The organism is Novosphingobium sp. TCA1 (assembly GCF_009811895.1).
GTDB classification, from domain to species: Bacteria; Pseudomonadota; Alphaproteobacteria; order Sphingomonadales; family Sphingomonadaceae; genus Novosphingobium; species Novosphingobium panipatense_A.
In genome coordinates this window covers 178,124-187,078 of the sequence record NZ_BLJH01000009.1, presented here as the reverse complement: position 1 = coordinate 187,078, position 8,955 = coordinate 178,124, and the positions used below count along the sequence as shown (strand labels likewise).

At 60.6% G+C, this 8,955-nt stretch carries 8 protein-coding genes, 1 tRNA gene and 1 pseudogene; 8 read left to right on the top strand and 2 right to left on the bottom strand.

The genetic code is table 11. The features are described 5' to 3' along the window. The first annotated feature begins 45 nt into the window (after positions 1-45). From NTCA1_RS13115 to NTCA1_RS13100, 4 genes and pseudogenes are all read left to right on the top strand, one after another. Positions 46-119 (top strand) — tRNA-Met (locus tag NTCA1_RS13115). 152 nt (positions 120-271) lie between these two features. Next, a complete protein-coding gene (locus NTCA1_RS13110) occupies positions 272-1,447 on the top strand; it encodes a site-specific integrase (protein ID WP_236549297.1) in 1,176 nt (391 codons plus the stop codon). Positions 1,448-1,625: 178 nt separating this feature from the next. Further along, the gene (locus NTCA1_RS13105) at positions 1,626-2,078 is read left to right on the top strand and encodes a hypothetical protein (protein ID WP_159830858.1); all 453 of its coding nucleotides are present in this window, start codon (positions 1,626-1,628) and stop codon (positions 2,076-2,078) included. Between the two features lie 421 nt (positions 2,079-2,499). Then, positions 2,500-3,324, top strand: a pseudogene (locus tag NTCA1_RS13100) (IS3 family transposase); the annotation flags it as partial. Positions 3,325-3,588: 264 nt separating this feature from the next. Here NTCA1_RS13100 and NTCA1_RS13095 read toward each other — a convergent pair. Beyond that, complete coding sequence (locus tag NTCA1_RS13095; protein ID WP_159830857.1) at positions 3,589-4,269, bottom strand: TonB-dependent receptor domain-containing protein; 681 nt, start codon at positions 4,267-4,269, stop codon at positions 3,589-3,591. A 111-nt stretch (positions 4,270-4,380) separates the two neighbouring features. Here NTCA1_RS13095 and NTCA1_RS13090 point away from each other — a divergent pair, with 111 nt between their 5' ends. From NTCA1_RS13090 to NTCA1_RS13075, 4 genes are all read left to right on the top strand, one after another. After that, positions 4,381-5,478, top strand: a complete 1,098-nt coding sequence (locus NTCA1_RS13090) for a TonB-dependent siderophore receptor (protein WP_159830856.1) — start codon at positions 4,381-4,383, stop codon at positions 5,476-5,478. Beyond that, a complete protein-coding gene (locus tag NTCA1_RS13085; protein WP_159830877.1) occupies positions 5,479-6,294 on the top strand; it encodes a TonB-dependent siderophore receptor in 816 nt (271 codons plus the stop codon). 71 nt (positions 6,295-6,365) lie between these two features. After that, positions 6,366-7,103 (top strand): DUF4198 domain-containing protein, encoded by a 738-nt coding sequence (locus tag NTCA1_RS13080; protein ID WP_236549296.1) that lies wholly within the window; start codon positions 6,366-6,368, stop codon positions 7,101-7,103. Between the two features lie 320 nt (positions 7,104-7,423). Continuing rightward, positions 7,424-8,335 carry a histone deacetylase gene (locus NTCA1_RS13075; RefSeq protein ID WP_159830875.1) on the top strand — a complete coding sequence of 304 codons (912 nt, stop codon included), beginning with the start codon at positions 7,424-7,426 and terminating at the stop codon, positions 8,333-8,335. A gap of 11 nt (positions 8,336-8,346) precedes the next feature. On the opposite strand, the gene NTCA1_RS13070 is transcribed toward NTCA1_RS13075, so the two are convergent. Beyond that, positions 8,347-8,598, bottom strand: a complete 252-nt coding sequence (locus NTCA1_RS13070; RefSeq protein WP_159830855.1) for a hypothetical protein — start codon at positions 8,596-8,598, stop codon at positions 8,347-8,349. Between the last annotated feature and the right edge of the window lie 357 nt (positions 8,599-8,955).

The following is an 8,955-nucleotide window of genomic DNA, read 5'->3' as shown; positions in this document are numbered from 1 at the left end:
CCAAGGCCCTCTTCGTGTCTTCTCAACAAGGCACGCACACGGTGACGCGGGGTGGAGCAGCCCGGTAGCTCGTCAGGCTCATAACCTGAAGGTCGTAGGTTCAAATCCTACCACCGCAAACAATACTTACAATCAAAACAGCATCTTAAGACGATCGTCGGAATCGGCGAAGGCCCCCAATGTGCCTAGCACAACGCTAGCACATTTGCGCAGCTTTGCGATATGTGAGACATTCCCGCCAAGGCTCCCCTTGTAGCACTGGCGGTTGGTCATGCAGAGGCACGAGATCTTAGGCGGAAAGGTCCAGGTTTACCGGCGCATCGACGGCGGCAACTGGCATTGTTCTGCATCGGTTGGTGGCAGGCAGCACCGGGCCACCACCAAGACGGAAAGCGTATCGCTGGCCAAGCAGGTTGCCGAAGATTGGTACTTTGGCCTGCGCGGTAAATTGCATACCCGCATCCTCAAGGCCGAGAAGACTTTCAGCCAAGCTGCTGCCCAGTTCCTTCGCGAATACGAGATCATCACCGAAGGCCAGCGCAGCAAGCGTTGGACGGAGGGACATGGTATTCGTCTTCGCGTGCATCTGCTGCCGTTTTTTGGCGACCTTGGTCTCTCCGAGATCACGGGCGGCAAAGTGCAGGAATACCGGGTGCACCGGATGTCGTCGCGGGGCATCGCCAACCCGAACTCGAAGAGTAATCGTCCGGTCTCGGACAAGCTGCCCACCCGAAAAACCCTTCACAACGAAATTGTGACGCTGCGCCAGGTACTGCGCACCGCCGTGAGCCATGGCTGGTTGTCGCACCTACCCGACATCTCCAGCCTCTATCGCGCTTCGAGCAAGGTGGAGCATCGGCCGTGGTTCAGTCCTGCCGAGTACAAGCAGCTCTACAAGGCAACAGGAGCCCCGTTCCACGCGCACTTTGCGTGGAACGCGCAGCAGTTGCATGACTACGTCCTGTTTATGGCCAACACGGGCCTGAGGCCCGATGAAGCCTCCAACTTTGAACACCGTGACGTTGAAATCGTCGTCGACGATGAAACCGGGCAACAGATCTTGGAAATCGAGGTGCGCGGCAAGCGAGGGGTGGGTTTCTGCAAAAGTATGCCCAATACCGTGCGCCCCTATGAGCGGCTGCTGAATCGTCCCAAGCCTGTGCAGCGGGAAAGTCGCCGCGCGGCGCAGCGAAGGCGCTGGGCCGGAATTGATGAGGCGCCTGAAGCGCGCCTGAGGCTCAGCTTCCGAAGCCGACCGACAAGGTCTTCCCCGGCAATCACGTCAAGCTGTTCAACGGTGGGCTCGCCAGGGCCGAGCTTAAGCTGGACCGGGATGGCAAAGCCCGAACCGCCTACTCGCTCCGCCACACGTACATCTGTTTGCGGCTCATGGAAGGCGCTGATGTCTACGCGGTCGCGCGGAATTGCCGCACTAGCGTCGAGATGATCCAGAAGCATTATGCCGCCCACATCAAGAACATGATCAGCCCTGCATCGTTGCGGCGGCCCTGCTTGGGGCGAGTGTACCCGGCTCGGTCGTCGCCCGCACTGTCGAGTACCTGAGCGATCTCGCCGCCATTAAGGCGGCAGCCGACGATCAGGGCATTCCGGGGCCTTTTTCAGAAGTGCCCTCGACAACTGGCCCAGCGATCTCGCTATCCGGTGCTGCCGCCGCCGACCATCGGGTCATCGTCGCCAGCAATTATTGCCAGGCCTATCACATCGAGAATCCCGTCTCGCTCCTGCTGCAGAATCTGGTGGCAGATGTGAATCTCACAGGTACCCAGAGCGACACGTCCGGCGACAGGGCTACCGTTACTTTGCGACTTATTTCCGGCTCCACCGTATTGCGGTGTATGGGCAAGAGCGACCTGGCTACCATGTGTAAGAACAGGGTCAAAATCTTTGCGGAAGCCAGCGTGACGCACGTTGACGGCTCTGTGGCTGCCGTACCGCTGGTAGCCCAGGTTGAACGAGAAGGGCGAGTGGGCGGGTTCTGTGGCAACATCGCTCGCTATACGGGGATTGTTACCCGGGAAGCCGCGATCGACCTGCTTCGGCAGGCCCGCGCACTTTGACTTCCCGGGCTCTACCGGTCGGTGCGGTCAGTAGGCACAGACCTTTACCGACCGGCTTCCGATGATAGGCGCCGCAAAACGGATGAGGCCGCTTGCCGACGTATCCCAGCATTTGACGCAAGGATATGATTGGTTTTGATAGCAGCCGTGATGATGCAGCAGTCGGGGGTGGGTTCATTATCATGGCGAAGGCTCCGAACTGGATCCACCGGCTAAGCAAACAAAAAAAGGACCTGCAGCGGGAGCCTTCATTTAGCGCAAGTACTAACACATATTGCAAAAGTTATTAAATAATATCATTAACTCAATATCTTATTATTAGGCGTTCCTTCTCATAACCTGAAGGTCGTCGGTTCAAATCCTACGCCCGCAACCAAACACCAATCTTTCCCAAATCACACACCCAGATCCATACAGCGCCAGGCGCTCTCGTAAACGCGAGCTGGTGAACGGGGTTCGCAGTGACTGGGGCGTGTCGATCCGCCGGGCTTGCCGGGTTCTGGAAATGGACACCTCGACCTATCACTACAAATCCCGTCGCCGCGAGCAGGCCGGCATCCGTGAGATCTGTGAGACCCGCGTCCGCTATGGCTACCGGCGGGTGCACGTTCTTCTTCGCCGCGAAGGCTGGGAGATCAACATGAAGCGAACGCACAGGATTTACAACGAGTTGGGTCTTCAGCTGCGAAACAGGACGCCCAAGCGAAGGGTGAAGGCAAAGCTGAGGGAAGACCGCTGCGCGGCCTCCCGCGTGAACGATGTGTGGGCCATGGACTTCGTCCATGACCAGCTTGCAACGGGCCGCAAGATCCGTGTCCTGACCGTGGTCGACACGTTCTCACGGTTCTCGCCGGTGCTCGATCCGCGCTTCAGCTACCGCGGCGAAGATGTCGTGCAGACCGTTGAGGTGGCCTGTGCCGTGGTCGGGTATCCCAGGACGATCCGAGTTGACCAGGGTTCTGAGTTCATCAGCCGCGATCTAGATCTGTGGGCCTACACCAACGGCGTGACGTTGGACTTCTCCCGGCCTGGGAAGCCCACCGACAACGCCTACATCGAAGCGTTCAACGGTCGCTTCCGGGCCGAGTGCTTGAACACCCATTGGTTCCTGGCACTTGCAAATGCCCGCGAAAAGTTGGAGGATTGGCGCAGGTACTGCAACGAGGATCGGCCGCACGGTGCCATCGGCAACAAGCCCCAGATCACGCTGATGAAACCCGATGACGCGCCCAGCCCGTCACCGTGAACTTGGCCGGGAAACTCTAGCCCGGGGTGGTCCAGAGAATGGTGTCGGATCACTTGGCCACGACCGCGCGTTTGGTGGTGTTGGTGGGCTGCGTGGCGTTGTAGGCGGCGAACGCCGCGCGGTCGGCGTCGGTCACCGCGCGAACTGCCGAGGTAGCCCGAGGTGCCCGAGCCGAGGTCGATCTGGTCGATCGATTTGCCGGATGCGAGAGCGGCCTGCGTGGCGAGATCGAGCGCGAGTTCGTCGGCGGCCAGCACTTCGGAATTACCGTAAGTGGTGATGGCGTCGCGCTGGTGCATCTTCCAGTACTCGGCCGTGAAGGACAGGCCGCGCAAGGCCCGGCACGTCCACCACCACGCCGAAGTTCCAGCTCTTGGCGCGTTCGGGATTCAGGCGGTCGTTGCCCTGGCGATAGGTGCGGCGTGGGCCGCTGCTGTCGGCGGCGGAATTGGTCATATCCTCGCGATAGGGATCTGCGGTGTAGTTCACGCGCAGCAGCGGATTGGTGTTGGTCTGCGCAAGGTTGGGGGCGCGGAAGCTCTCGTTGTAGGAGCCGCGCAGGCGCAGCCACGACGTCGGCGCCCACAGCACGCTGAACTTGGGCGTGGTGCTCTGCCCGTGGATCGAGAAGCGTTCATGCCGGATCGCCGCGCCCAGTTCGAGGCGATGGAACAGCGGGAAGCTGTTGGCCTCGGTTACCAGCGGCAGCCCGATTTCGGCGTGGGCGGACTGGACGGCCTGGCTGGCGTTGATGTCCGCATTTGGGCTCATCGCGATGAAGTCGTTGTCGTTTTCACGCAAGTACGGGAAATCCGCGCCCGAACCGACCGGATTAAGGCCCGCATAGGGCGCCTTCCATGCATTGTAATTTTCCCAGCGCAATTCGGCGCCGGCCGTGACCTGCGCGCGCCCGCCGCCGCCGGGCAATTCCCAGAGCTGGCGCAAGCTGCCGAACCCAATAACATCGACGATCCGATCATCGTCACCGGCAAGAGCGGCGCTTATAATGCCACTCGCTCGACCAGCGCGACACGCACCGACACGCCGCTCCTCGAAGTGCCCCAATCGGTTACGGTGCTGACCCGGCAGGTGGTAGACGATCTCCAGGCCAACCGCGTCGAGGACGTGCTGGCCTACGCGGGCGGCATCACGCGCGGCAACAACTTTGGCGGCACCGGCCTGACCGATTACAACCTGCGCGGCTTCACCTCCTCCGAATATTTCCGCAACGGTTTCCCGATGAACCGCGGCTATCCACCTGCGCCGGATTCGATCGCGGTTGAGCGCGTGGACGTCCTGCGCGGCCCGGCAGCGCTGCTCTATGGTCGCGGCGATCCGGGCGGCACCTTCAACATCGTCTCGCGCCCGCCCGCCGATCGGATTGCACAGACCGTCAGCGGCCGGATCGACAGCTTCGGCGGATGGCGCGGCACAGTGGATGCCACCGGCCCCGTCGATAGTGGCCGGACCGTGCGCTATCGCTTTGGTGCGGCGCTGGAAGGAGGAGACACCTTCCGTGACTATGTTCAGTCCGATCGCATCGTCGTTGCCCCTGTGGTCGCCTGGGATGCTTCTTCAGACCTGACCTTCACGCTCGGCAGCGAATTCGTGGAGGTCAAGACGCCGCTCGATCGCGGCAATCCCGCTTTCAGTAACCAGCTTGCCATCGCCATTCCTTCTTCCCGGTTCTTCGGGGAGCCTTCGGTCGGCCGTTGGCGCGTACGCAACGGGCTCGGGAACATCGTTGCCGACTATAAGCTCGGTCCAGACTGGAAGCTGCGCGCGGGGACGCAGTACTACAACGGCGAACTGGGCGGTCCCGGAATCCAGGCTTCCAGCGTGCGCGCAGATGGCCGCACTTTGGTGCGCACCTACAGCGAACGGACGTTGAGGTGGCGCGATCTCGACGCGCAGGTCAACCTGACCGGCAAGTTCGCCACTGGCACGATCGAACATGAAGTGCTGCTGGGCGCCGAATTCGAGGCGTTTCACTATACCGAGGTGATCCGCAATTCGAGCCCGACGCTCTCGCCCTTCACGATCGACATCTTCGCCCCGGCTTACGGATCGGCCATTCCGCCGCTCAACGGCAGCTTCACCAGCATCCGCACGCAGACGCGCACCTTCGCCGGGTATGCGCAGGATATGCTGTAGCTGCTGCCTTGGCTGAAGGTACTGGTCGGCGGGCGGCTCGAACGTTTCAAAAGCGACAACCTCAACCTGCGCAACGGCGTGACTTCCGCCTTCAAGCAGACGGTGTTCACCCCGCGTCTGGGCACGGTCTTCGTGCTTACCAGACAAGTCTCGCTTTACGGCAGCTATGCCCGTTCCAACAAGCCGAACACGGCGGCCGACGTGAACGGCAATGTTCTCGACCCTGAACGGGGCACCAGCTACGAGGCGGGCGTGAAGGTCGAATTGCTGGATGGCAAGTTGAGCGCGACGGCGGCGCTGTTCCACACAACGAAGCAGAACGTCGCCACGACCGACCCGTACAACCTTGATTACAGCATAGCCGCGGGCCAAGTCCGCAGCCGAGGCATCGACATCTCCGTCACCGGCAACATCACGCGCGCTTGGCGGGTGGTGGGCGGCTATGCCTACGCCGACTCCGAGGTGACGAAGGACAACCGCCTTACCCTGGGGCAGCGCCTTCCCAACACGCCCCGTCATTCGGCCAGCCTGCTCAATGTCTATGAGGTTCCGGACGGCGCCCTCAAGGGCCTGGGCGTTGGTGCCGGGGTTACATATGTGGGCGGACGCATAGCGGGCATGGCGACAACAGCACCGTACATCAGGCCCTACGCCACGGTGAACCTGCTCGCATACTATCCTCTGGCAGAGAACGTGAAACTGCAGGTCAACGTCAACAACCTGCTCGACAGGAAGTACGCCGAGCGCGGCTTCGGCAGCAATCTCTATCCCGGCGCTCCCCTGAGCGCCGTCGCCAGCATCACGGTTGGCCTGTGATGCGCGGCGCCACACCTGCCTGTGGCTGCGATCTCCACCTCGGCATAGATCTAATTAACGGAAGGATGTGCATGATGAAGACCGCGTTGAATGCCACGATCCTCACCTCACTGCTCACGCTTTGTGCCGTGCCAGCAAATGCCCACGGCATATACCTTACCGAACGCTCGAAGCAGATCGTGCTCGTCTACGGTGAGGGCGCCGATGATATGGATATGGTGAAGCGCGAGCCGCTGATCGACACGGTCGCGGCTTTTGATGACGAGGGCAAGCCGATCAAGGCGTCGCACCACGTCTCGGGCCTCGCCATGCTCGTCGAGACCGAAGCCAAGCCTGCCTTCGTCACTGCTGTGCTGCAGAACGGCGTATGGTCGCGCATGAAAGGCGGCAAGTACGAAAAGAAGGGCCTTGATGAGATGCCCGGAGCCGAGGTCTCGACCAACAATATCAAGTATGCGGTTCGGATCCAAAGCGAATGGCTTGGTAGCGTCTCTGCACTGCCCGGGCAGACGCTTCAGATCGTTCCGGTCGGTCCGATCCCAAAGCTGCTGGGGCAGAAGCTGAAGTACCAGGTTCTCTTTCAGGGCCATCCGGTGGCCGGGGCCCGCGTCATCGCCGATTTCGTGAATGACCCGGATGCAAAGGAATTGGTCACAGGCAAGGACGGTACGGTCACGCTCGTCGTGCGAAACCAAGGTCTCAATGTCATTCATGCCGTCTACAACGGACCGAGCGACAATCCCGCCAAGTACCGCAATGTCGAACTCACGGCGACGCTCAGCTTTACACTGGAACACAAGCCAGAGTAGCGCGGGAAGGCTGGTTGCGCAGAAGCACCAGCACGGCGAGTCAGCAAGAAGAGACGGTTGCGGGGTTCGTGGAAGTAGTTGCTCCGCTCATGCCAAGCCCGAGGCGGAGCAACATTTGTGTCTTCAAGTAGCATTTGAGGTTGAGCATCGAAAATGAAAAGCGGACCAGACCGCACCTGGGAATGCGAAATTTGTCGTTGAATGGCGTTAATGGGTCGGACTTGGGCCACCGGTGGCGGAAAAAACATTGCTGAAATCGTCAGATCTCATTCCCAGCAATGCTGCTCGACCTGCGCGTCTTGGCGTTCTACCTGCAAGTCATGCTGCATGTCGTCCATCATTCCGGTTACGTGGTCGAAACCGAGCAAGCGGGCACATTTCCGCATGACAAGTACGCTTTGGTCATGCGTGCGCTGGGCGAAAGCAACATGCCAATGAAAGTCCATGCGCCCGAGGTCATGCCGCGGGAATGGCTCGAGGCTGTCCACGACCCGGCCTATGTCGACGAGGTCATCAATTGCTCGGTGCCTGCCGCCAAAGAGCGCCGGATCGGTTTTGCGATCGACGAGCGGATATCCCGTCGATCGCAGCTCTCCCCCGGGGGCACATGGCTCGCGGCGAAGCTGGCGCTGCAGCATGGGTATGCCGCCAATTCCGCTGGCGGGAGTCACCACGCCCTGGCCGATACCGGCGCGGGCTACTGCGTGTTCAACGATCTGGCACTCGCCGCCAACAGGCTGATCGAAGAGGGTGATGTCTCGCGCATCCTGATCCTCGATCTCGACGTGCATCAAGGCGATGGCACTGCCGCCCTGACCGCAGGGCGCAGCGACATCTTCACGCTTTCCATTCATGCCGAGAAGAACTTCCCTACCCGCAAGGCGCGCTCTTCACTGGATGTCGGGCTACCCGATGGGACGGACGATGCGGGCTATCTGGACGCTCTGGTCGGATCGCTGTCCATGGTTCTCGATCATTTCCTGCCGGAGCTGATTCTGCTGCAGGCAGGCGTCGATGCCCATAGGGACGACAAGCTCGGCAGGTTGTCCTTGACCGACGAAGGCCTTACGAACCGCGATCGTTTTGTAGCGACAGAAGCGAAGCGGCGCGGCATCCCGCTGGCGAGCACCCTGGGCGGTGGTTATGGTGCGAACCGAGAAGCTGTGGCCTTGCGGCACGCGCGCACGATCCTCGCTCTTGCCGCTACGATCAACGCGAAGGATACTGCTTGAGTGCGGCGGGCTTACTGGGCCGCATTCTTCTCGGCATTGAGCCGCTCGACAAGTTTCTGGATTTCATCTGGATTGAGAATCCAGGTGCGGGTCTTGCGGCCTTCGGGAAACACGGGCCGCGTCAGCAGGATGCGGGCCTGCTCCTTTGCGAAAGGCTTGAAAAGTGAGAAGTGCATTACGCATTCGAGCATCGATCCGATAACCGGCGTCTTGCCATCCAGATCGATCAGCGTTGCGGGCTGGTCCCAGGGAATGTTCATCATGACGCGCGCCTATCGTGGGTGGCGGCGAATGCAAAGGCCTATGCCTTCACCCGCAAAATGTATCGATCGCCTGACATACGTCCGGTCAGTCGGCTTCGAGGCAGTCGAATGCCGCCAATAGCGTTTTGATATGGTTGAAGCTGCCTCCTTGGATCGTCCAACCTCGCCGTCCGCGAGATAGCCAATCATTCGGCTCCCTTCGATGTTCTTCTGAGGACGAGCAATGGCGCCTGAACGGCGAAGAAGGGGCGATTAACCGATCAGAAGTCGCTGGGTCTAGCGGTCAAATTGACAGAGATAGTGTCTGCAGCTGCGCTGGCTTCCGAGGCGAGGTCTCGCAAGGCCTTCGCGGTATCC

Bases quoted from the DNA above. Each gene is read 5' to 3' on its own strand.
- NTCA1_RS13080 (WP_236549296.1), top strand. From the start codon at position 6,366: ATGATGAAGACCGCGTTGAATGCCACGATCCTCACCTCACTGCTCACG.
- NTCA1_RS13075 (WP_159830875.1), top strand. From the start codon at position 7,424: ATGCTGCATGTCGTCCATCATTCCGGTTACGTGGTCGAAACCGAGCAA.
- NTCA1_RS13070 (WP_159830855.1), bottom strand. From the start codon at position 8,598: ATGATGAACATTCCCTGGGACCAGCCCGCAACGCTGATCGATCTGGAT.
- NTCA1_RS13110 (WP_236549297.1), top strand. From the start codon at position 272: ATGCAGAGGCACGAGATCTTAGGCGGAAAGGTCCAGGTTTACCGGCGC.